Consider the following 22227-nt stretch of genomic DNA (forward strand, 5'->3'; position numbering starts at 1 on the left):
ACCGGGCATCCGTGGGTCAAAAGCCAAGACGGCGCAGTTGTTTCGGGTCACGCTGCCAGTCCTTGGCCACTTTCACGTGCAGGTCGAGGTACACCTTCGAGCCCAGCAGCCGCTCGATGTGCTGGCGTGCGGTCGCCCCCACCTCGCGCAGCCGCTCGCCCTTGTGCCCGAGGATGATCCCCTTCTGGCTGGGCCGTTCCACGTACAGCAGCGCGTGCACGTCGATGAGGTCGTCCCGGTCTTCCCGCGGCAGCATCTCCTCGACGGTCACGGCAATGGAGTGCGGCAGCTCGTCGCGCACGCCCTCCAGCGCGGCCTCGCGGATCAGCTCGGCGACCAGCGTCTGCTCGGGCTCGTCGGTGAGCTCGCCACCCGGGTACAACTGTGGTCCCTCGGGCAGCCGCTGCACCAGCAGGTCGGCGACCGTCTGCACCTGGAAACCGTCCACAGCGGACACCGGGACGAGGTCGGTGAAGTCCATTACCTGCTGCAGCGCAAGCAACTGCTCGGCGACCTGCTCGGGCTTCACCAGGTCGGTCTTCGTGACGACCCCGAGCACCGGCGTACGCCGCGCGATCTTCTTCAGCTCCGCGGCGATGAACCGGTCGCCGGGACCGATTTTCTCGTTCGCGGGCACGCACAACCCGACGACGTCCACTTCGGACCACGTCTCGTGCACGACGTCGTTGAGCCGCTGGCCGAGCAGCGTGCGCGGGCGGTGCAGGCCGGGCGTGTCGATGATCACGAGCTGCGCGTCCTCGCGGTGCACGATGCCGCGGATGGCGTGCCGGGTGGTCTGCGGCTTGCTGGACGTGATCGCGACCTTCGTGCCGACGAGCGCGTTCGTGAGCGTGGACTTCCCCGCGTTGGGCCGCCCGACGAAACAGGCGAAGCCGGACCGGTGCGGCCCGGTCACGGACGCAGCACCTCGACCACCGCACCGGCCGGGTCGGCGAAGATGATCGGCGCCGCCTTGGTGACGTCGCGGACCGCGTGCACGGACGCCTCGGCCACCAGCGCGTCGGCGGTCACCACGGCCGCTGCTTCAAGCCCTTCGGCACCGCTGGACAACGCCGCGGCGACAGCTGCCTGCACGGCGGTGAGCTGGAACGACGGCTGCTCGACGGTGGCGGCGGCGTACGTGCGGCCGTCGCTGTCGCGGACCGCGGCGCCTTCCGCCGCACCGGTGCGGGCGCGGGCCGAGCGGGCCAGCGTGACCAGCTTCTGGTCCTCGGCGTCGAGGTCAGGCATGTTCGACTCTCCTGTCGTGCTCTTCGGGCTGGGGTGGCCGGGTACGCGGGCGGGCGCCGGCCGGACGGACGACCACGGACGTGATCCGCATCCGGCCGCGGCGGTCCTTGCCCCCTTCGGCGAACAGCCGAAGACCGGCGACCTCGGCTTCGGCCCCCGGCAGCGGGACCCTACCCAGTCGCTCGGCGAGCAGCCCGCCCACGGTCTCCACATCGTGGTCTTCGAGGTCGACACCGAACAGCTCGCCGAGGTCGTCGACGCCGAGCCGGGACGACACGCGGACCGCCCCGTCGGCGAGCTCCTCGATCTCGGGCCGCTCGTCGGTGTCGGACTCGTCGGTGATCTCGCCGACGATCTCCTCGAGGATGTCCTCGATGGTGAGCAGACCGGCGGTGCCGCCGTACTCGTCGACCGCGATCGCCATGTGGTTGTGCGTGCGCTGCATTTCCTTGAGCAGCTCGTCGAGCCGCTTGGAGTCGGGCACGAAGCTCGCCGGGTTCATCACCGTGCCGACGACCGTGGCGGGTCCGTCCGGGTCCATGTAGGCGGGCATGAGGTCCTTGATGTTGACCACGCCGACGATGTCGTCCACCGAATCGTCGATCACCGGGACCCGGGTGAAACCGGTGCGCAACGCGAGTGCGAGCGCCTGCCGGACGGTCTTGGTGCGCTCGATCCACACGATTTCCGTACGCGGCACCATGACCTCGCGCGCGACCGTGTCGCCCAGCTCGAACACCGAGTGGATCATCTCGCGCTCGGAATCCTCGACGACGCCGCGTTCCTGCGCGAGGTCGACCAGTTCGCGCAGCTCGATCTCGGAGGTGAACGGGCCTTCGCGGAAGCCGCGGCCGGGCGTGATCGCGTTGCCGAGCACGATCAGCAGCCGCGACAGCGGGCCGAGCAGCGTCCCGAGCACCCGGACGAGCCCCGCGACCGTCGTGCCGACGCGGTACGGATGCTGGCGGCCGATGGTGCGCGGGCCGACGCCGATGAGGACGTAGCTGACCACCACCATGACCACCGCGGACAGCAGGATCGCGAGCCACAGCTCGGTGAGCCACGCGTCGAACGACATGGTGACCAGCACGGTCGCGGTGATCTCGCAGGTCAGCCGCAGCAGGAGCAGCAGGTTGATGTGCCTGCGGCGTTCGGCGACGACTGCGGCGAGCTGGCGGGCGCCGACGCGGCCGGCGCGCACGAGCCCGTCGACGCGCGCCTGCGACACCGTGCCGAGCGCGGCGTCGGCCGCCGCGAAGACGCCGGCGAGCAGCACGAGCGCCACCGCGATGACGAGCTGTGCCGTGGGACTGCCCATCACGGTGTCCTAGGGCGTTTCCCCGGGCGGCGGCGCATCGAGCCCGGCGATACCGAGGACGCGGTCGTCGGCGTCGCGCTGCGCGTCGCGGGCCTCGAGCGCGGCGACCGCGGACTGGAACTCGCCGAGAATGCGCTTCTGGAGCCCGAACATCTCGCGTTCCTCGGCGGGTTCGGCGTGGTCGTAGCCGAGGAGGTGCAGGCAGCCGTGGACGGTGAGCAGGTGCAGCTCGTCGATCAGCGCGTGCCCCGCGGTTTTCGCCTGGTCCTTCGCGAACGCCGGGCACAGCACGATGTCGCCGAGCAGCGCCGGGGACGAGTCGGGCGCGTCGGGGCGGCGGGACGAGTCGAGCTCGTCCATCGGGAACGCCATGACGTCGGTGGGCCCCGGCAGGTCCATCCAGCGTTCGTGGAGGTCTTCCATCACGTCGAGGGTGACGAGCAGGACGGACAGCTCGGCGATCGGGCTGACCTCCATCTTGTCGAGCGTGAACCGCGCGGCGGACACGATGGACGCCTCGTCGACGTCGACGCCGGACTCGTTGGCGATCTCGATGCTCATCGGCGGCCGCCTTTCCATCCGCCGTTCTGCTGCTCCTGCGCGTCCTGCACGGCCTGCCACTTCTCGTACGCGTCGACGATGTCGCCGACCAGCCGGTGCCGGACCACGTCCTGGCTGGTGAGCTCAGCGAAGTGGACGTCCTCGACCCCGTCGAGGATTTCGCGCACGACCCGCAGCCCGCTGCGCTGCCCACCCGGCAGGTCGATCTGGGTGATGTCCCCGGTGACGACGATCTTCGCCCCGAACCCGAGGCGGGTGAGGAACATCTTCATCTGCTCGGGCGTGGTGTTCTGCGCCTCGTCGAGGATGATGAAGGCGTCGTTCAGCGTGTTGTGCGTGACCAGGTAGTCCTCGGTCACGTAGAGCGAATCGGCGGCAGCCACCTGGATGCACACCGCCTCGGCGCGGCCGGCCGGTTCGATGCGGTCGATGAACCGCATAGGACGACCGCCGCCGCCTTCAGCGTGGTACCGCTCCCGTTTGCGCGCGAGACGGAATGGCTCGACGCCCTGCGGCAGCCGGATGTCGATGAGGTTCGCGGCACGGGTCTTGACCGAGGCAGTACCGCCCAGCGAGCGCACCAGCTCGATCACGGTGTCACGCAACCGGGGCGAGGCGGCGCGGTACTGGATACGGCCACGTCGCCCGATCGCGCCGACGGTGGAATCGAGAAGGCCTTGCAGCACCGCGAGCCGGATGGCTGCCGAATTGCGGAGGTAGAGCTCCGGGACCGAGTCCGGCAGCAACCGGGACGCGACCGGTTCCAGCGTCTGCAGCACACCGGCCACCTGCGTGGTACGCCCCCGGCGAGGTGCCGGATCGACGACGCGCGTTGCCTGCTCGGTGATGCATCCGTCACCGAGCAGGAGCCCCAGTGCGTAGGGGTCCATCGGGACTTCTCGCTCGGGATGGCAGGCCGGTGCGCTGAGCATCGGCAGTTCGTACCGGCGGGCGTGGGCCGCGCGGAGCTTGCCGAGCATCTGCTTGGTCTCGAGGACTCGCCACGGCTTGCCCCGGCGCTTGTCCGATGCGGTCTTGACCGCCCACAGGTGGTCGCCGCAGCAGAGGGTCGAGGAGCCATCGCCCGCGGTGAGCCGGTAGATGTCCTTCTCCCCCTGCGGGTAGACACCGAGGACCGGCGTGGGTTCGCCGTTCGAGCCGATCACCAGGTCACCCACCTGCAGTTCGCCGATGGGGCGGAAACCGTCCGGGGTGAGGACCGGCGTGCCGACCGGCTGCGCGCGCCCACGCATGTATGCCAATGGCGCGATCTCGATCGTGCCCGCTTGCATCAGGCGGGGGATCGACTCGGGTTCGACCATGTCGTGCAGGGCGTCGTACAGCGGGCGCAGGTACGGGTCGATCTTCTCGTTCAGCGTGCCCGGCAGGTAGCCGAGGCGTTCGCCTGCTTCGACGGCCGGGCGGGTGAGCACGATGCGGGTGACCTGTTTCGACTGCAGGGCCTGCACGGCTTTCGCCATCGCGAGGTACGTCTTTCCGGTGCCGGCGGGGCCGATGCCGAAGACGATGGTGTGCTTGTCGATGGCGTCGACGTAGCGTTTCTGGTTCAGCGTCTTCGGCCGGATCGTCTTGCCGCGGCGGGAGACGATGTTGAGGCTCAGCACTTCGGCCGGGGATGCGTCGCCGCTGGAGAGCATGCCGATGGTGCGGCGCACGGTGTCCGGCCCGACCTGCTGCCCGCCGGCGGCGAGCTGGACCAGTTCGGTGAAGACGCGTTCGGCGAAGGCGACGTCGGCGGGGGTGCCGGTGAGGGTCACCTCGTTGCCGCGGACGTGCACGTCGGCGGCCAGCAGGTCTTCGGCGACGCGCAGGTTCTCGTCGCGGGAGCCGAGCAGGCTGAGAGCGGCGGCGCCGGGGATCGGGAAGCGGGATTGGGCCACGCCGGTGGCCGGGGCGTCCTCGGACGCGACGTCGGGTCGGGCGGCTCCACCCGGTTCGGTTCCGGCCACGTGGCCTCTGGCCTGCTTTCTGCGCGGTTCGCTGGTCTTGGTTACCTGGACACTTCGATGCTACTGGGCGACGGTCCCGCCCCGCAGTCCGGTTTCCTACCGGTGCCCGCTCCCGAACAGCGCCAGCTGCTCCCCGCCAAGCACATGCGCATGGACGTGAAACACCGTCTGCCCAGCGTCAGCACCGGTGTTGAACACGACCCGATACCCGGATTCCCCGATCCCCTCGAGCTCCGCCACCTTGCGGCAGGCACTCAGCACATCCGCCAGCAACTGCGGATCCGCCGCCGCCAGCTCCCCCACGTTCCGGTACCTCTTCCGAGGCACCACGAGCACATGCACCCGCGCCTGCGGATTGATGTCCCGAAACGCAAACGTGGTCGCGTCCTGATGCACCACGTCAGCCGGAATCTCCCCGGCAATGATCCGCTCGAACAACGTCTCGGCGCCATCACTCATGAACACACCCTACAAACCCACAACGATGGTGACCGACGCACCACGCGGCTCCGCCGCTACGCGCTTTTCCGTCGCCACGCCGACTCGGCTCGGCCGCTCCGCGGCACGCCGCTCTTCGGCCGCCAGACCCTCACGCACCCACCGCACCACGCGGCTCCGCCACTACGCACCCTGCGGCTCCGCCACTACGCACTATGCGGCTCCGCCACTACGCAACCGACGCTCCACACGGCTCCGCCGCAACGCACCACGCGGCTCCGCCGCAACGCAACCGACCCTCGGGACGCAACCACCGCACCGTGGGGGTCCGGGGGGTCGCCCCCCGGAAAGATACGCGGAACAAGCGGCGGCGAAGGAGGGCCGCCAGGCCCTACGAAGACGCCGCGGCGCGGTGGAGCCTGGGGGTCGCTCCACCGCCGCCGCGGCTCCGCCGGACCGAGGGGGGAGGTGCCCGGCGGGGTTCGGGTTCGCGTTCCCGAGGGTAATGCCCACCGGGTGGCGGGGTGAAACCCTCGGGTTCGGACGTTGCCGTGCACAGTAGCTGGCGGGGGTGGGGTGCGCCATCTTCCGGCGTGATCCGGACGGGAGTTCTGTCACTTTCGCCCGGTTCAGCGCCAGCGTCCGGTGAGGACTCCCAGCGCGCCGAGGGCGACCGCCGCCGCCGTGGAAGTCCGCAGGACGGTGGGGCCGAGCCGGATCGGGATGGCGCCCGCGGCTTCCAGTGCAGCGAGCTCGTCGTCGGTGATGCCGCCTTCGGGGCCGACGATCAGCAGGACGTCGCCGCCGTCGGGCAGGTCGACGTCGGCGAGCCGTCCGGCGACGCCGGATTCCAGCACGAGCGTGCGTGACATCGTGGCGGCGAGCTGGGCGAGTTCGCGGGTGCCGACGGGTTCGGTGACGTCGGGCACGTGGGCGCGGCGAGCCTGTTTCGCGGCGGAGCGGGCGGTGGCCCGCCAGCGCGCGAGGGCTTTCTCGCCGCGTGGCCCGTCGTCCCAGCGCGCAACGCTGCGGGCGGCGCGCCAGGGCACGACGGAGTCCGCCCCGGCCTCGGTGGCCAGTTCGACGGCGAGTTCTCCACGGTCGCCCTTGGCGAGCGCCTGCGCCACGTGCACTCGCAGCGCCGGAGGTTCCTCGTTCCAGCGTTCGACCACGGTGAGCGTGACCGTCGCCGCCCGTCCGGTTTCGACGGCGTCCACGGTGCACCGTGCCATCGCACCCGCGCCGTCGGAGAGCACGAGCTGCTCCCCCACCCGCAGGCGGCGGACGGTGGCCGCATGCCGGGCTTCCTCACCCTCCAGCAGCGCCTGACCTGCGCCAGGCACCGCCGGGGCGAGGAAAACCGGCAGCGTGGTGTCCGGCACGGGTCAGCGGTTCTTCGCACGCAGCTTGGAGAACAGGCCGCCGTGCTTGCTGCCGTTGGCCGCCAGCGTCGGGACCTCCTCGCCGCGCTGCTGCGCCAGCTCCACCAGCAGGTCGCGCTGGGCCTCGTCGAGCTTGGTGGGCACCACCACGTCGATGTGCACGTGCAGGTCACCACGCCCGTCCACGCGTCCGGACGACCGCAGCCGCGGCATGCCCTTGCCGGTGAGCACGAGCTCGGTGTTGGGCTGGGTGCCGGGTTCGACGTCGAGCTCGTAATCGCCGTCGACGAGCGTGGTGATGGGGACCGTCGCGCCGAGGGCGGCGGTGGTCATCGGGATGCGGAAGTTGCAGTGCAGGTCGTTGCCCTCGCGGACGAACACCTCGTGCGGCGCCTCGTCGATCTCCACGTACAGGTCGCCGGCCGGGCCACCGCCGGGACCGACCTCGCCCTGCCCGGACAGCCGGATGCGCATGCCGTCGCCGACGCCCGGCGGGATCTTCGCCGTGACGTTGCGCCGGGCGCGGATCCGCCCGTCGCCGCCGCACTGGCGGCACGGATCGGGGATGACCTCGCCGAACCCGCGGCACACCGGGCACGGCCGCGCGGTGACGACCTGGCCGAGGAACGACCGCTGCACCGACTGGACCTCGCCCGCGCCGCCGCAGGTGTCGCACGTCTTGGTGCTGGTGCCCTCCGCCGTTCCGCCGCCGCGGCACAGGTCGCAGACGACCGCGGTGTCGACGGTGATCTCGCGGTCGGACCCGGTGGCGCATTCCTCCAGGCTGAGCCCCAGCCGGATGAGCGCGTCGGACCCGGGCTGCACGCGGCTGCGCGGCCCGCGGCCCCGTCCGCCGCCGCCACCGGCGGCGCCACCGGCGGCGCCGAAGAAGGCGTCCATGATGTCGCCGAGCCCGCCGAACCCGGCGAACGGGTCGCCGCCCCCGCCGCGCGCCCCCGAGTCCATCGGGTCGCCGCCGAGGTCGACGATCTTGCGCTTCTGCGGGTCGGAGAGCACCTCGTAGGCGGTGGTCACCTCGCCGAAGCGGTGCTGGGCGTCCTCCGACGGGTTCACGTCGGGGTGCAGCTCACGGGCCAGCTTGCGGTACGCGCGCTTGATCTCCTGATCGCTCGCGTTCTTGGCCACCCCGAGGATCCCGTAGTAGTCCCTCGCCACGTTGCTCTGCCTTCTCCTTCGTGTTCCGCCACGGCCGCCGGTCAGCGGCCGGACAGGATCTGCCCCACGTAGTTGGCGACCGCGCGGACCGCCGCGATGGTGCCGGGGTAGTCCATCCGGGTCGGCCCGACGACGCCCATCCCCCCGAGCAGCATGTCGTTCCGGCCGTAGCCGATCGACACGACCGAGGTGCTGCGCATCTGCTCGTCCTCATTTTCCTCACCGATGAGGACGGTGACCGCACCGGGGTTGCGCGCGGCGGCGAGCAGCTTGAGGACCACGACCTGTTCCTCGAGTGCTTCGAGCACCTGCCGCAGCGATCCGGGGAAGTCCGCGACGTTGCGCGTGAGGTTGCCGGTCCCGCCGAGCACGATCCGCTCCTCCGGGTGCTCGACCAGCGATTCGACGAGCGTGGTGCAGATCCGGGTGAGGTGGTCGCGCAGGTCGGCGGGCGCGGCTTCGGGCAGCTCGGCGACCGCCGTCGCGGCGTCCATCAGCCGCCGCCCGGACAGCGCGCCGTTCAGCACCGTACGCAGCCGCAGCACGGTCTCCTCGGTGACCACGTCGCCGAGGTCGACCGTGCGCTGGTCGACCCGGCCGGAGTCGGTGATCAGCACGAGCATCAGCCGCGCGGGCGTGAGCGGGACCACCTCGAGGTGGCGCGCCACGGTGTTGGTGAGCATCGGGTACTGCACCACCGCGACCTGCCGGGTGAGCTGCGCGAGCAGCCGGACCGAGCGGCGCAGCACGTCGTCGAGGTCGGTGCCGGAGTCGAGGAAGCTGGTGATGGCGCGCCGTTCGGCCGGGGACAGCGGCTTGATCTCCGAGAGCCGGTCCACGAAGAGCCGGTAGCCCTTGTCGGTGGGGATCCGCCCGGCGCTGGTGTGCGGCTGGGCGATGTACCCCTCTTCCTCGAGCACGGCCATGTCGTTGCGCACGGTGGCACTCGAAACGCCGAGGTTGTGCCGTTCGACGATCGTCTTCGACCCGACCGGCTCCTGGTTGGAGACGTAGTCGGCGACGATCGCGCGCAGCACCTCGAAGCGACGCTCGTCCGTGTTCGCCACCGGCACCTCCTTACGGTCCGCCTGACCCTCACAACGAGTTTACGGACCCGGGAGTGCCCGGCGCCGGACCCCGCCGCACCAGGCCCGGGTAAACGGCCGTTAAACGCTTGTCAATAAAGACCAATCGGGCAACTCGGATCTTCGCTTGCACCGGGAACCGGAACCCGGTTTTCTGCCTCGGAAAGACCATGAGCCGATCAATGCGAAAGCAGCCGCCGACATGAATGCACTTTCTCCCGAAATCGCCGAAATCCGGCAGCGGGCCCTCGATGCGCAGGAGCGGCTGAAACACGTCGCGGCGACCGCCACGAGCCAGGACGGCGCCGTGACCGTCACCGTCAACACCGCCGGAGCGCTGCAGAAACTCGAGTTCGGCAGCCGCGCGGACGAGCTGCCGCGGGCCGTGCTCGCCGCCGCGGTGGTGACGACCGCGCAGCGCGCACAGGCACAGGCGGCACAGCAGCTGACCGCGATCATGGCGCCGGTGATCGGCGAAAACAGCGACGCGATGAAATTCCTCGAGGAACAAATACCGGCACCGGAAATTCCGGACGAACCGGCCCCTTCGGAATCCGGGCGGCAATTCTTCGACACGACCGAGGAACCGGCTCCGCGGCCGGTCCGCCGTCCGGCTCCGGCCGCCGAGGACGACGACTACTACGGCGGCCCGCTCCTGGGGAGGGACTGATGACCGGTTCGAAGGTGGACCTCCCGGCGCTGCGGGCGCACCAGGGCGAGGTCGAGGACATCGCGGCGGGCGTGCACACCGCGGCGCAGGCGACCGCGTCCGGCCAGTCGTTCGGCGACGACGCGTTCGGTCTCGTCGGGCAGGTGTTCGCCGCGCCGCTGCAGATCTGGATGTCGGTGGCGACGTCGTTCGTGCAGGACGTGGCGGGTGCGGCCGACAGCATCGCGGACCGGCTGAAGCAGGCCCACGACCACTTCGACCACCACGAGAAGCAGACCGTCGGCCACATCAAAGGCCTCGGCAAGGAGCTGCCGGAATGACCGAGACGCAGGAGAACCCGCTGGTCGCGAAGGCCGAGTCGCCGAGCGGCCCGACCACGAACATGGGGTCGTCGGCGAACGAGCTGGACAACGTCAACGCCCAGACGTCCGGCGCCGGCATCTTCAACGACGCGGCGGCCACCCTCACCGACGCGCGCAAGGGCGACTGGGGCAACCTCGCGGTCGACGGCCTCACCGACGGACTCGACCTGCTCGGCGCGGCGATGGACCCGCTCGGCACCCTCGCCAGCGCGGGGGTCGGCTGGCTGATCGAGCACATCAGCTTCCTCAAGGAAGGCCTCGACCAGCTCGCGGGCAACCCGGAGGCGGTCACGGCCAAGGCGGTGACCTGGTCGAACATCTCGAAGCAGCTGTCCGAGAGCGCGGATCAGTACGAGCAGGCCGCGGGTAAGGTCGCGCCGCATTTCCAGGGCCAGGGCGGACAGGCGTACCAGGCCACCGCGAAGAGCTACGCCGAGACGCTGCGGGGCGCTGCCGGGCACGCGAGCAGCGCGTCCACTGGCATGAACGTCGCCGCCGCGCTGGTCGGCACGGAACGCGGGCTGATCCGCGACATGATCTCGTCGTTCGTCGGCGAGCTGATCATCAAGGGCCTGGCCGCGCTGGCGTCGTCGTGGTGCACCTTCGGCGGTACGGTGGCCGCGTTCATCGCCGACACCGTCATCGAGGGCGGGATTCTCGCGGAGAAGATCGGCACCCGGATCGCGAAGGTCGTGGCGAAGCTGGACAAGCTCGCGGAGAGCGCGGGCAAGTCGAAGGCCGCGATCGAGCAGGCGGCGAACGCGCTGCGGAAGGTCGGGAAGGCGGCGGGGAAGGTCACCGACAAGAGCGTCGACCTGGCTGCCGGGCTGGAGAAGAAGGCCGGGGACCTCAAGGAAGCCGGACGCGCGGAGTCGGCGGCGCAGAAGGCGGAGCGCTGGACCAACTCGGCCAAGGACAAGGTGCCGGGGCGCGAGCACTTCGAGGGGGCAGGCGAGAGTTACTCGGAGGACGGGCGCAAGTTCTTCAAGCTCCAGGAGTGGCAGAAGGAAGGCGGGCGGCCGCCGTTCACCTCGGCGGACTACACCGGCGCGGTCACCGAGGGGCGGCGGCAGGAGAACGAGCAGTACGACCGGTACGCCGAAGGGTCGGAGGCGTACGAGAAGGAACACGAGGAAGGCGAGTGACGCAGGAAGCCGTACAAGCAGCCGCTGACCAGGCCAACCGGGCTGGCCGGTTGCATCCGTCCCAACGCGGGAAGGTGCTGGACAGCACGTTCTGGGTGTGCGGGCTGCTCACGGCCGTCGCGATCGCGGCAGCCGTGCTCGCCCCGGTCGCCCTGGGAGTCAGCAGCGCGGAGCGGGCGAATCTGAACACGGTCAACGCGGCGATCGGGCGCGCGCCGGTGTCGTACTGGTCGCTGAACTGGCAGCTGTACCTGCTCACCGCACTGCTCCTGGCAGTCGCGGTGGTCCCCGGGCGGGCGGTCCGGCGGCGGCTGGCGGAAGTGCGCAGCGGCAAGCTCGACCAGGTCACCGGCTGGACGCACGATTACGGCCACGTCCACCAACGGCCCACCGGCGGCCGGCATGCGATGTACCTGTTCGAGGCGACCGACCGGATGACGTTCACCTACCTCGTCGTCAACGGCAAGACGTACCGGCTCGATCACGAGCTGACGAGCCGGGTGCTCGGCAATCGCACCAACACCGCGTTGTTCACGCCGCGGAGCAAGATCCTGGTGAACGTGATCCCGGCATGAGCGTCCACGTCGATCCCGGCGAGGTGGCGGCGGCCAACCTCGCCGGGCGGCTGCACCCGAGCCAGCGCGGGATGGTGCTGGACGGGCTCTTCTGGGGCCTCGCGGCGATCACCGGTTTCGTTGTGGTGACCACGGTTTTCGCCGTGGTCAAGACCGGCTTCACGGTGCCGGTGGTGATGGCGGTCGTGGCCTGCCTGGCGCTTCTGGCCGGGGCGATCCGCTTCGGTACCAAGCGGCTGGCCGAGTTCCGCGAGCCGCTGACCGTGATCACCGGACCGGCGCACGACTTCGGCACCGGTCCGATCACCGACGACCACCCGATCGGCATCAAGCACAGCAAGGGGAAATGGCTGGTGCGGGCGGGTGGCCGCACCTACCGCGCCGACCGCGAAAACCTGGTTGCCGGGCAGATCACTGCCGTCTGCATCCTGGCGAGCAGGCGGCTGGTCAACGTGCTCTGAAAATCAGGAATTCTTCGGGAAGCCCAGGTTCACGCCCGCATGCGAGGTGTCCGGCCACCTCGACGTGACCACCTTCGTGCGCGTGAAGAAGTGGAAGCCTTCCGGGCCGTACGCGTGCGTGTCGCCGAAGAGGGAGTCCTTCCAGCCGCCGAAGGAGTAGTAGCCGACGGGCACCGGGATCGGCACGTTGACGCCGACCATGCCCACCTCCACCTCGCTCTGGAAACGCCGCGCCGCACGGCCGTCGCCGGTGAAGATGGCGGTGCCGTTGCCGTACGGGTTGGCGTTGATGAGGGCGAGCGCGTCGTCGAAGCTCGCGGTGCGCGCGACGGACAGCACCGGGCCGAAGATCTCGTCGGTGTACACCTGCATCCCGGGCAGGACGCGGTCGAAAAGCGTGGGGCCGAGCCAGAAGCCGGCCTCGGCACCGTCGGCCTCGACGCCCCGGCCGTCCACCACCAGCTCGGCGCCTTCGGCCACTCCGGTGTCCACATAGGACGAAACCCGCTCGTGGTGCGCCCGCGTGACGAGCGGGCCCATCTCGGACTCCGGCTTGCGCCCGTCGCCGACGCGCAGCCGCCCCATCCGTTCGGCGATCTTGGCCACGAGCTCGTCGGCGATCGGATCGACCGCGACCACTACGGACACCGCCATGCACCGCTCCCCCGCCGACCCGAAACCGGCCGACACGGCGGCGTCCGCGGCGAGGTCGAGGTCGGCGTCCGGGAGAACGACCATGTGGTTCTTGGCGCCGCCGAGCGCCTGTACGCGCTTGCCGTGGCCGGTGCCGGTTTCGTAGACGTAGCGGGCAATCGGCGTGGATCCGACGAAGGAAATGGCCCTGACCTCCGGATGCGCCAGCAACCCGTCGACCGCGGCTTTGTCGCCCTGCAGCACGTTGAACGCGCCAGCCGGGAGCCCCGCCTCGGCGAGCAGTTCGGCGATGAACAGCGCCGCCGACGGGTCCTTCTCGCTCGGCTTGAGCACGACAGTGTTGCCGCACGCCAGCGCGTTGGGCACGAACCACAACGGCACCATCGCGGGGAAGTTGAACGGGGAAATCACGCCGACGACGCCGAGTGGCTGGGCGATCGAGTAGACGTCGACGCCGGTGGAAGCGTTCTCACTGAACCCACCCTTGAGCAATTGTGCTGCGCCACAAGCATATTCGACGTTCTCGATCGCGCGCGCGACCTCGCCCGCGGCATCGGATTCGACCTTGCCGTGCTCGCTCGTGACGATTTTCGCCAGCTCGTGCTTACGCGCCTGCAGCAGCTCGCGGAACGCGAACAACACGCGCGTGCGCCCGGCGAGCGACGTACCCTGCCAGCCCGGCAACGCAGCGGACGCGGCGGCCACCGCCTGGTCCACCTCGGCTGGTCCGGCGAAGTCGACCTGCGCGCGGACCTGCCCGGTGGCCGGGTCGAAGACGTCGCCGGTGCGTCCGGAGCCGGCGACCGGCTTGCCGTCGATCCAATGGCTGATGCGGTCGGTCACGACGTCCGCTCCTTCCGGTCGGGTGCCTCCCGAGTCTCCGGGCGAACGGCACGCGGACGCCATCGACAACGTGTACGGACTACCCCGTCCCGCCGTACAGTCTGTGCCCTGCCGGCCAGCAAGGGGGACCGATGTACCCGACCGTCGCCGACGTGCTCGCGCTGCCGGTGCTGCGCCAGGGCCATCCGCGGGTGGTCGCGGGCAGCGCCGGGCTCGACCGGCGCGTGCGCTGGGCCCATGCCGCCGAGGTGGCCGACATCGCGCACCTGCTGCGCGGCGGCGAGCTCGTGCTCACCACGGGGGTCGCGCTGCCCGACGACGCCGCCGCGCTGAGCCGGTACGTCACCGATCTGGCCGAGGTGGGCGTGTCCGGCGTGGTGATCGAACTGGTGCGGCACTGGAACGACCAGCTGCCGCGGGCGCTCGTGTCCGCGGCCGAGGAATGCGGGTTGCCGCTGGTCACGCTGTCCCGCGAGACGCGCTATGTGGCGGTGACCGAGGCGGTGAACGGCATGATCGTGGATGCGCAGGTCGCCGAACTGCGCGCCGCCGAACGCGTGCACGAGACGTTCACGTCGCTGACTGTCGCGGGCGCCGAGCCGAGCGCGGTGCTGGCCGAGGTCGCGCGGCTGACCGAGCAGCCGGTCGTCCTGGAGACGCTGGAACACGAGGTACTGGCCTACGACACCGCCGGTACCGACCCGGGCGAGCTGCTGACCGGCTGGCCCGCGCGGTCGCGAGTGGTGCAGGTCGGCGAGCGCACCGGGTACCACGCGGCGGCGGGCTGGCTGACCACCGTGGTCGGCGCCCGCGGCCACGACTGGGGACGGCTGGTGCTGGTCTGCGCCGAACCGCCGCCGCGCCGGTACCGAGTGGTCGCCGAACGGGCCGCGTCGGCGCTCGCGGTACACCGGCTGGTCACCCGGGATTCCGACACTCTCGAACGCCAAGCGCACCGCGCGGTTTTGGTGGAACTGCTGAATTCGCCTGCGCCGTCGGCGGAAATCCTGGCCCGGGCTTCCGCGCTGGCCGTCCCTTTGACCGGACGCCGCCTGGTCGGCTTGGCATTGCGCCCGCGGATCACGGCCACCACGCGGCCTTCGCTTTCCACGCCTCCGTTACTGCGGGAACTCGCCGAGACGACTGCCCTCGCGGCGCGGCGGGCGAAGGTGTCCGCGCTGGTGTCCACCGATGAGACCGCGGTACGCGCCCTTCTCGCGCTTTCCTTGGACGCCAACGTCGATGCGGTCCTGCACCGCCTCGCGACCGACATCCACGACGCCCGGCTGGCCGCTCCGGCAGTCCTCGGAGTCGGCACCACGGTCACCGGCCCGGCCGACGCACAACGCACTCTGGTCGAAGCCGCCCACGTGGCCGCCGCTGCCCTGGACGATGCCGTTCATCGCCCGCTGCACCACCTGAAGGACGTCCGCCTCCGTGGTCTACTCCACCTCCTGGCCGACGACGAACGCGTCCGCGCTTTCGCCGCCCGCGAGCTGGGCCCCCTGCTGGAGCGGGATGCCGCGTCGGGCAGCCGCCTGGTGTCGGCCCTGCGGCACTACTGCGCCCACGGCGGCAACAAGTCCGCCGCGGCCGTCGCCGCCCACACCTCGAGGACGGCGTACTACCAGCAGCTGGCCCGGATCGAACAGGTGCTGGGCGTGCGACTGGAAGATCCGGAGTCGATGCTGTCGCTGTACGTGGCTTTGCTGGCCCATGATCTCTCCGCGGCCACCCGTCCGAGCGAGGAAACCCCACCCGGACGAGGAGCACAGTGATCGGGTCCGGCGTGCCGATATCGATGGCATGGTGTTGACGTCTTTGGCTTCGGTTGCGGTGGTTGCGCTCGGACTGGGTGGGGCGGCTCCCGCGGCCGCGGTGGAGTCGGTTCCGGTGGAATCGCTGTCGCCGGGGTCTTCGTTCCTGCAGCCGATCCTGCCGGAATCCACCCTGCAGCTGACCATGCACGAAAACTCGGGCGCCGTCCGCAGCGCAACCCTGACCTGCCAGCCCACCGGCGGCACCCACCGCAACCGGGACGCCGCATGCGCCACCCTGACCACCGCAAACGGCGACTTCACCCGCATCACCCCGCGGCGCCAGAAGTGCACGATGATCTACTCCCCGGTGGACGTCACGGCAGTCGGCACCTGGCGGGGCACCCCGGTCGCCTTCCGCACGACCTATCCGAACAAATGCGCCGCCGACAGCCAGTCGGCCAGCGTCTTCGCGTTCTGACCACCTGCTCGTGGACCGGACCAGCAGGTGTGACGCAGGTCATGCACCCCCGCGCCGCTCGGCGCAATCGACAGACTGCGCCGAGGGCGGTGCAACAGTGAACAGTCTGTGTCTGCCCCCGCCCCCCGCCCGGCGCGCACCATTCCGCAATGGAGCCGACGACACGTGAGCACAGCCGGGTGGACCTCGGCGACGTGCGGGCGCTGCAAGGCAGCCGGTTCTTCAACGACGAACTGGCCCCGGTCCCGGTCGAAAAGCGAACCTGGACGACTTACAACTATTTTGCCCTCTGGATGGGCATGGCTCACAATATCCCGAGCTACGCCCTCGCGGCATCATTGATCGCGCTCGGCATGAATTGGCTGCAAGCGCTCATCACCATCACCATCGGGAACCTTGTCGTACTCGCTCCGATGCTGCTCAACAGCCATGCGGGCACGAAATACGGTATTCCGTTCCCGGTCTTCGCCCGCGCATTCTACGGCCTGCGCGGCGCCAATCTCGCGGCATTGCTGCGCGCATTCATCGCATGCGGCTGGTTCGGTATTCAGACGTGGGTCGGCGGCGAGGCGATTTATGTGATCGTCGGCAGGCTCGCCGGGTCCGGCTGGCGCGATTCCGCGATGATCGCCGGGCAGCATTGGACGCTGTGGCTGTCGTTCGCGGTGTTCTGGGTCGTGCAGATGCTGATCATCTGGCGCGGGATGGAGGCGGTCCGGCGGTTCGAGAACTGGACCGCGCCGCTGGTGTCGGTCGGGTTCCTGATCCTGCTCGGGTACGTGCTGGTGAAGGCGGGCGGCCTCGGCCCGATCCTGCAGGACAGCGGCAAGCTCGGCTGGGGACCGGACTTCTGGAAGGTCTTCGCCCCGTCCCTGATGGCGATGATCGCATTCTGGTCGACGCTGTCGCTCAACATGCCGGACTTCACGCGCTTCGGCGGCAGCCAGCGCAAGCAGATGCGCGGGCAGATCCTCGGCCTGCCGACCACGATGACGTTCATCGCGATCGTCGCCATCCTCACCACGTCCGGCGGGCACGTCCTCTACGGCCAGGACATCTGGGACCCCGCGCAGCTCGCGGACCGCTTCTCCAGCCCGGTCGTGGTGGTGGTCGCGCTGGTGGCGCTGGTGCTGGCCACGATCTCGGCGAACCTCGCGGCCAACGTCGTGAGCCCGTCGTACGACTTCTCCAACGCGTTCCCGAAGCGGATCACCTTCGCCCTCGGCGGGCTGATCACCGGCGTGATCGGCGTCGTGATCCAGCCGTGGCGCCTGTACTCCGACCCGGACATCTACATTTTCGCCTGGCTCGGGTTCTACGGCGGCGTGCTCGGCTCGGTCGCCGGGGTCCTCATCGCCGGGTACTGGGTGATCAACCGGACCCGGCTCAAGCTGGCCGATCTGTACCTGCCCGGCGGCGCGTACTGGTTCACCGCAGGCTGGCACTGGCGGGCGGTGGTCGCGACGCTGGTCGGCGCAGTGCTCGCGGTGGGCGGCGCGTACGGCGGGCCGTTCCCTGCCGACGGGCTGATCCCGTTCCTGAAGCCGCTGTACGACTACAACTGGGTGGTGGGCCTGGCCGGCGCCTTCATCAGCTACCTGCTGCTCAACACTCGCGCGAACAAGGAGGAAACCAGTGACCGAGACGGTCCGAGCCGGATTGATCCAGCAGCGGTGGACGGGTGACAAGGACTCGATGATCGCCAATGCCGTCGACGCGATCGGCAAGGCGGCCTCGCAGGGCGCCCAGGTGATCTGCCTGCAGGAACTGTTCTACGGCCCGTATTTCTGCCAGGTACAGGACGCGGACTTCTACTCCTACACCGAGGCGATCCCGGACGGTCCCACCACGAGGCTCATGCAGGAGGTCGCCGAGCGGCACGGCGTGGTGCTCGTGGTGCCGATGTACGAACAGGAACAGCCGGGCGTCTACTACAACACCGCAGCCGTGATCGACGCCGACGGCAAGTACCTCGGCATGCACCGCAAGAACCACATCCCGCAGGTCAAGGGGTTCTGGGAGAAGTTCTACTTCCGTCCCGGCAACCTCGGCTACCCGGTGTTCGACACCGCGGTCGGCCGGATCGGCGTGTACATCTGCTACGAGCGGCACTTCCCCGAGGGCTGGCGTGCGCTGGGGCTGGCCGGGGCGAAGATCGTGTTCAACCCGTCGGCGACGAGCCGCGGGCTGTCGGAGTACCTGTGGCGGCTGGAGCAGCCCGCCGCCGCGGTGGCGAACGAGTACTACGTCGGCACGATCAACCGGGTCGGCGTGGAACCCTTGGGAGACAACGACTTCTACGGTCAGTCGTACTTCGCGGACCCGCGCGGGCAGCTCGTCGGCGAGGCCGCGTCGGACACCGAGGAGGAGATCGTGGTGCGCGACCTCGACATGGGCCGCCTCGCCGAGGTCCGTGACCTCTGGGCGTTCTACCGCGACCGCCGCCCGGACAGCTACGGCCCGCTCACGGAGGCCTGATGACCACGCTGATCCGAGGCGGGCAGGTCGTCTCGCCGTCCGGCGCGGTCACCGCCGACGTGCTGGTGGACGGCGAGACCATCGCGGCGGTGGGCGCGCCCGGCACGCTCACCGGGGACGAGACGATCGACGCCACCGGGAAGTACGTGCTGCCCGGCGGCATCGACGCGCACACGCACATGGAAATGCCGTTCGGCGGCACGCATTCGGTGGACACCTTCGAGACCGGTACCACCGCCGCGGCATGGGGCGGGACCACGACGATCATCGACTTCGCCGTACAGGCCAAGGGCACGTCACTTCTGTCCACCTTGGACAAATGGCACTCCAAAGCGGACGGCAACTGCGCGATCGACTACGGGTTCCACATGATCGTGTCCGACGTCAACGATTCCACGCTCAAGGAAATGCAGGCGTGCGCGGACGGCGGGGTCGGCAGCTTCAAGATGTTCATGGCGTACCCGGGCGTTTTCTATTCCACCGACGGGGAAATCCTGCGTGCCATGCAGCAGGCCCGCGAAATCGGCGCGACGATCATGATGCACGCCGAGAACGGCATCGCGATCGACGAGCTGGCCGCGCAGGCGGTCGCGGCCGGACGCGTCGAGCCGGTACAGCACGGTCTCACCCGGCCGCCGGAGCTGGAGGGCGAGGCGACGTCGCGGGCAATCCGGCTCGCCCAGGTGACCGGATGTCCGCTGTACATCGTGCATTTGTCGGCGTCGCAGGCACTTGCCGCGGTTGCCGAGGCGCGGGACGACGGGCGGAACGTGTTCGCCGAAACCTGTCCGCAGTACCTCTATCTGTCCATTGAGGACCTCGCGAAGCCGGACTTCGAGGGGGCGAAGTACGTCGCTTCCCCGCCGCTCCGGGACAAATCGCACCAACCCGATTTGTGGCGCGGGCTCCGCACAAACGACCTGTCCGTGGTCTCGACCGACCATTGCCCGTTCTGTTTCAAGGACCAGAAAGAACTGGGCCGCGGCGATTTCCGTGCGATTCCCAACGGGATTCCGGGGGTCGAGCACCGGATGGATCTGCTGCACCAAGGGGTCGTGGCGGGTGAGATTTCGCTGGGCCGCTGGGTGGAGACGTGCTCCGCGACGCCCGCGCGGATGTTCGGCCTGTACCCGCGTAAAGGCGTGATCGCGGCGGGCTCGGACGCGGACATCGTGGTGTACGACCCGGCGGCGACCCAGACGTTGTCGGCGGAATCGCATCACATGAACGTGGATTACTCGGCGTACGAAGGCTTCGAGCTCGCCGGGAAGGTCCACACTGTCCTGTCGCGTGGCCGGGTCGTGGTGTCGCCGGACGGGTTCTCCGGGGCAGCCGGGCACGGGAAGTTCCTGTCCCGCGGGCTCAATCAGTACCTGAACTAGGGAGTCCGCCATGGATTTCGGCATCGTGCTGCAGACCGACCCGCCCGCGACGGAGGTCGTGCGGTTGATGAAGGCGGCCGAGGACGCCGGGTTCCGCTACGGCTGGACGTTCGACTCGTGCGTGCTGTGGCAGGAGCCGTTCGTGATCTACTCACGGATCCTGGCGGCGACGTCGGCGCTGGTGGTGGGCCCGATGGTGACCAGCCCGGGTACGCGGGACTGGTCGGTGATGGCCTCGACCTTCGCCACGCTCAACGACATGTACGGCAACCGCACGGTCTGCGGCATCGGCCGCGGCGACTCCGCGCACCGGGTGGTCGGCCGCCCACCGTCCACTTTGGCCACCGTACGCGACTGCATGCGCGTGGTGAAAGACCTCGCCGAGGGCCGCGAGGTCACAATGAACGACACCGCGGTGCGCATCCCGTGGATCCGCGGCGGGCGGCTGGAAATGTGGATGGCCGGGTACGGACCGAAAGCGCTGCAGACCGTCGGCGAACACGCGGACGGGTTCATCCTGCAGTGCGCGGACCCGGCAATCGCCCGCTGGACCATCGGCGCGGTCCGGGACGCCGCCCGGGCCGCCGGACGAGACCCGGGCGGGATCACGATCTGCGTCGCAGCTCCGGCATACGTCGGCGAAGACCTTGCGCATCAACGGGAACAGCTCCGCTGGTTCGGCGGGATGGTGGGGAATCACGTGGCCGATCTGGTGTCCCGCTACGGCTCGTCGGGCCCGGTGCCCCACGAGCTGACTGACTACATCCGCGAGCGCGAGGGCTACGACTACTCCCACCACGGCCGCGCGGGAAACCCGTCGACCGCCTTCGTACCGGACGAGATCGTCGACCGGTTCTGCCTGCTCGGCCCAGCCGCGGCGCACGTCGCACGGCTGGAAGAACTGGCGGACCTGGGCGTGGACCAGTTCGCGCTGTACCTGATGCACGACGAACGAGAGGAAACGCTGGCAAGCTACGGGACGCAGGTGATCTCGAAGCTCACCACGTAATGGCCTGGTACACCAGCTGCCGAAGCTGCTGCCGGATCGGGTGTGTGCTCGACGGCAGCAGCTGGGTGTAGAACGCCACCGTCAGGTCCTCGTCCGGATCCACCCAGAACGCCGTCGATGCCGCCCCGCCCCAGGCGTACTCCCCCGGCGTGGACAGGGTTTTCGCCTTCACCGAGTCGATCAGCACCGAAAAGCCCAGGCCGAACCCGTACCCGTCGAAGGGCATTTCGGCGAACAGCGGGCGGCCGTACTCCTCCAGGTCGACGTGGCCGGGCAGGTGGTTGGCCGTCATCAGGTCGACCGTGCGGGGGCTCAGCACGCGCACGCCGTCGAGCTCTCCGCGGCGCAGGAGCATTTGCGTGAACCGATGGTAGTCGGCGGCCGTGGACACCAGGCCGCCACCACCGGAGAAACATGCAGGCCGCGACGTGCCAAGCGCACCGAAGGCGTCGTTGCGGACCAGCTGTTTCGTCTTCGGCGCGGGCAGGTACAGGGCGGCCAGCCGGTCGGTGTCCTCGGTCCAGAAACCGGTGTCCGGCATGCCCAGCGGGTCGAAGATCCGCTCCGCGAACACCTCGTCGAGCGGCTTTCCGGCCAGCACCTCCACGAGTCGGCCGAGTACGTCGGTGGCCACCGAATAATTCCACTCACTGCCGGGCTGGAACACGAGCGGGAACTGCGCCCACGCGCGGGTGCACTCGGCGAGGTCCGCGCCCGGCGGCGTCCCCCATTCGTAGCCGCTGGCGCGGTAGATCGCGTCGACCGGATGTGCGTGGTGGAAGCCGTACGTGAGACCCGCGGTGTGCGAAAGCAGGTGCCACAAACGGATCGGCTCGATCGCCGGTTCCGTGAGCGGAGCCAGCGCCGAGCCCTTGACGTACACCTGCGGCTCGGCGAATTCCGGCAGCCAGCGCGAAATCGGGTCGGTGAGGTCGATCCGCCCCTCCTCGACGAACGTCAGCGCGGCCACCGAGGTGACCGGTTTCGTCATCGAGAAGATTCGCCAGATCGTGTCAGTCTCCACGGGCGCTCCCGCTTCGACGTCCCGCGCGCCGTGCGAGGCCACGTGCACGATCCGCCCGTGCCTGCTCACCACCGCGAGGAATCCGGGCAGCAACCCGTCTTCGACGTACCTGGTGAAATGCCGGTCGATCCGCCGCAGCCGTGCCTCGTCGAAACCCGCGCCGGCCGGATCGGCCTCCACCTTCACCTCGGTCGCCATGCCGGCG

General features: G+C 69.6%; 21 protein-coding genes and 2 pseudogenes. 11 read left to right on the forward strand and 12 right to left on the reverse strand.

Annotated elements, in window-relative coordinates; translation table 11 throughout:
- Positions 1-16: 16 nt before the first annotated feature.
- The 10 genes and pseudogenes from era to hrcA all read right to left on the reverse strand — a co-directional run bounded on the left by era (position 17) and on the right by hrcA (position 9163).
- Positions 17-916: a GTPase Era gene (gene era, locus OO71_RS15680; RefSeq protein ID WP_033290504.1), complete on the reverse strand. Its 900-nt coding sequence runs from the start codon at positions 914-916 to the stop codon at positions 17-19.
- The gene (locus tag OO71_RS15685; protein ID WP_033290505.1) at positions 913-1251 is read right to left on the reverse strand and encodes a hypothetical protein; all 339 of its coding nucleotides are present in this window, start codon (positions 1249-1251) and stop codon (positions 913-915) included. The genes era and OO71_RS15685 overlap by 4 nt, the downstream gene beginning before the upstream one ends.
- Positions 1244-2569, reverse strand: coding sequence for a hemolysin family protein (locus OO71_RS15690; RefSeq protein ID WP_033290506.1), 1326 nt, complete (start codon positions 2567-2569; stop codon positions 1244-1246). The genes OO71_RS15685 and OO71_RS15690 overlap by 8 nt, the downstream gene beginning before the upstream one ends.
- 9 nt (positions 2570-2578) lie before the next feature.
- Positions 2579-3130, reverse strand: coding sequence for an rRNA maturation RNase YbeY (ybeY, locus tag OO71_RS15695; protein WP_033290507.1), 552 nt, complete (start codon positions 3128-3130; stop codon positions 2579-2581).
- Positions 3127-3459 (reverse strand): annotated as a pseudogene (locus tag OO71_RS52185) (PhoH family protein); the annotation flags it as partial. The pseudogene OO71_RS52185 and the gene ybeY, both read right to left, overlap by 4 nt.
- 912 nt (positions 3460-4371) lie before the next feature.
- A pseudogene (locus tag OO71_RS53115) lies at positions 4372-5100 on the reverse strand (PhoH family protein); the annotation flags it as partial.
- 96 nt (positions 5101-5196) lie between these two features.
- Positions 5197-5559 carry a histidine triad nucleotide-binding protein gene (locus tag OO71_RS15705; RefSeq protein ID WP_033290509.1) on the reverse strand — a complete coding sequence of 121 codons (363 nt, stop codon included), beginning with the start codon at positions 5557-5559 and terminating at the stop codon, positions 5197-5199.
- A 608-nt stretch (positions 5560-6167) separates the two neighbouring features.
- On the reverse strand, positions 6168-6920 hold the full coding sequence (locus tag OO71_RS15710) for a 16S rRNA (uracil(1498)-N(3))-methyltransferase (protein WP_033290510.1): 753 nt from the start codon (positions 6918-6920) through the stop codon (positions 6168-6170).
- Between the two features lie 3 nt (positions 6921-6923).
- A complete protein-coding gene (dnaJ, locus tag OO71_RS15715) occupies positions 6924-8096 on the reverse strand; it encodes a molecular chaperone DnaJ (protein ID WP_033290511.1) in 1173 nt (390 codons plus the stop codon).
- Positions 8097-8137: 41 nt separating this feature from the next.
- On the reverse strand, positions 8138-9163 hold the full coding sequence (hrcA, locus tag OO71_RS15720; RefSeq protein ID WP_033290512.1) for a heat-inducible transcriptional repressor HrcA: 1026 nt from the start codon (positions 9161-9163) through the stop codon (positions 8138-8140).
- Positions 9164-9383: 220 nt separating this feature from the next.
- Here hrcA and OO71_RS15725 point away from each other — a divergent pair, with 220 nt between their 5' ends.
- Genes OO71_RS15725 through OO71_RS15745 form a run of 5 tightly spaced genes read left to right on the forward strand, consistent with a single transcriptional unit; the run spans position 9384 to position 12394 of the window.
- Positions 9384-9851: a YbaB/EbfC family nucleoid-associated protein gene (locus OO71_RS15725; protein ID WP_033290513.1), complete on the forward strand. Its 468-nt coding sequence runs from the start codon at positions 9384-9386 to the stop codon at positions 9849-9851.
- Positions 9851-10171 carry a type VII secretion target gene (locus tag OO71_RS15730; RefSeq protein WP_033290514.1) on the forward strand — a complete coding sequence of 107 codons (321 nt, stop codon included), beginning with the start codon at positions 9851-9853 and terminating at the stop codon, positions 10169-10171. Before OO71_RS15725 ends, OO71_RS15730 begins: the two co-directional genes overlap by 1 nt.
- On the forward strand, positions 10168-11358 hold the full coding sequence (locus OO71_RS15735) for a hypothetical protein (protein ID WP_033290515.1): 1191 nt from the start codon (positions 10168-10170) through the stop codon (positions 11356-11358). The genes OO71_RS15730 and OO71_RS15735 overlap by 4 nt, the downstream gene beginning before the upstream one ends.
- Positions 11355-11933 carry a hypothetical protein gene (locus OO71_RS15740; RefSeq protein WP_033290516.1) on the forward strand — a complete coding sequence of 193 codons (579 nt, stop codon included), beginning with the start codon at positions 11355-11357 and terminating at the stop codon, positions 11931-11933. Before OO71_RS15735 ends, OO71_RS15740 begins: the two co-directional genes overlap by 4 nt.
- Positions 11930-12394 (forward strand): hypothetical protein, encoded by a 465-nt coding sequence (locus OO71_RS15745; protein WP_051791600.1) that lies wholly within the window; start codon positions 11930-11932, stop codon positions 12392-12394. The genes OO71_RS15740 and OO71_RS15745 overlap by 4 nt, the downstream gene beginning before the upstream one ends.
- A 3-nt stretch (positions 12395-12397) precedes the next feature.
- Here OO71_RS15745 and OO71_RS15750 read toward each other — a convergent pair whose 3' ends face one another.
- Positions 12398-13891 (reverse strand): CoA-acylating methylmalonate-semialdehyde dehydrogenase, encoded by a 1494-nt coding sequence (locus tag OO71_RS15750; RefSeq protein WP_033290517.1) that lies wholly within the window; start codon positions 13889-13891, stop codon positions 12398-12400.
- 131 nt (positions 13892-14022) lie between these two features.
- Here OO71_RS15750 and OO71_RS15755 point away from each other — a divergent pair, with 131 nt between their 5' ends.
- From OO71_RS15755 to OO71_RS15780, 6 genes are all read left to right on the forward strand, one after another.
- The gene (locus OO71_RS15755; protein WP_033290518.1) at positions 14023-15669 is read left to right on the forward strand and encodes a PucR family transcriptional regulator; all 1647 of its coding nucleotides are present in this window, start codon (positions 14023-14025) and stop codon (positions 15667-15669) included.
- A gap of 28 nt (positions 15670-15697) precedes the next feature.
- Entirely contained in the window at positions 15698-16129 is a 432-nt protein-coding gene (locus OO71_RS15760) for an SSI family serine proteinase inhibitor (protein WP_084144974.1), read from the forward strand.
- 149 nt (positions 16130-16278) lie between these two features.
- Positions 16279-17814: an NCS1 family nucleobase:cation symporter-1 gene (locus tag OO71_RS15765; protein ID WP_033290519.1), complete on the forward strand. Its 1536-nt coding sequence runs from the start codon at positions 16279-16281 to the stop codon at positions 17812-17814.
- The gene (locus OO71_RS15770) at positions 17765-18607 is read left to right on the forward strand and encodes a nitrilase-related carbon-nitrogen hydrolase (protein WP_033290520.1); all 843 of its coding nucleotides are present in this window, start codon (positions 17765-17767) and stop codon (positions 18605-18607) included. Before OO71_RS15765 ends, OO71_RS15770 begins: the two co-directional genes overlap by 50 nt.
- Positions 18607-19989 (forward strand): dihydropyrimidinase, encoded by a 1383-nt coding sequence (gene hydA / locus OO71_RS15775; protein ID WP_033290521.1) that lies wholly within the window; start codon positions 18607-18609, stop codon positions 19987-19989. Before OO71_RS15770 ends, hydA begins: the two co-directional genes overlap by 1 nt.
- 10 nt (positions 19990-19999) lie before the next feature.
- A complete protein-coding gene (locus OO71_RS15780) occupies positions 20000-20998 on the forward strand; it encodes a TIGR03842 family LLM class F420-dependent oxidoreductase (protein WP_033290522.1) in 999 nt (332 codons plus the stop codon).
- Here the strand turns inward: OO71_RS15780 and OO71_RS15785 are convergent.
- Positions 20988-22220 (reverse strand): serine hydrolase domain-containing protein, encoded by a 1233-nt coding sequence (locus OO71_RS15785; protein WP_033290523.1) that lies wholly within the window; start codon positions 22218-22220, stop codon positions 20988-20990. The genes OO71_RS15780 and OO71_RS15785 overlap by 11 nt on opposite strands.
- Positions 22221-22227: the final 7 nt, after the last annotated feature.

It is taken from the genome of Amycolatopsis jejuensis (assembly GCF_000717335.1).
GTDB classification, from domain to species: Bacteria; Actinomycetota; Actinomycetes; order Mycobacteriales; family Pseudonocardiaceae; genus Amycolatopsis; species Amycolatopsis jejuensis.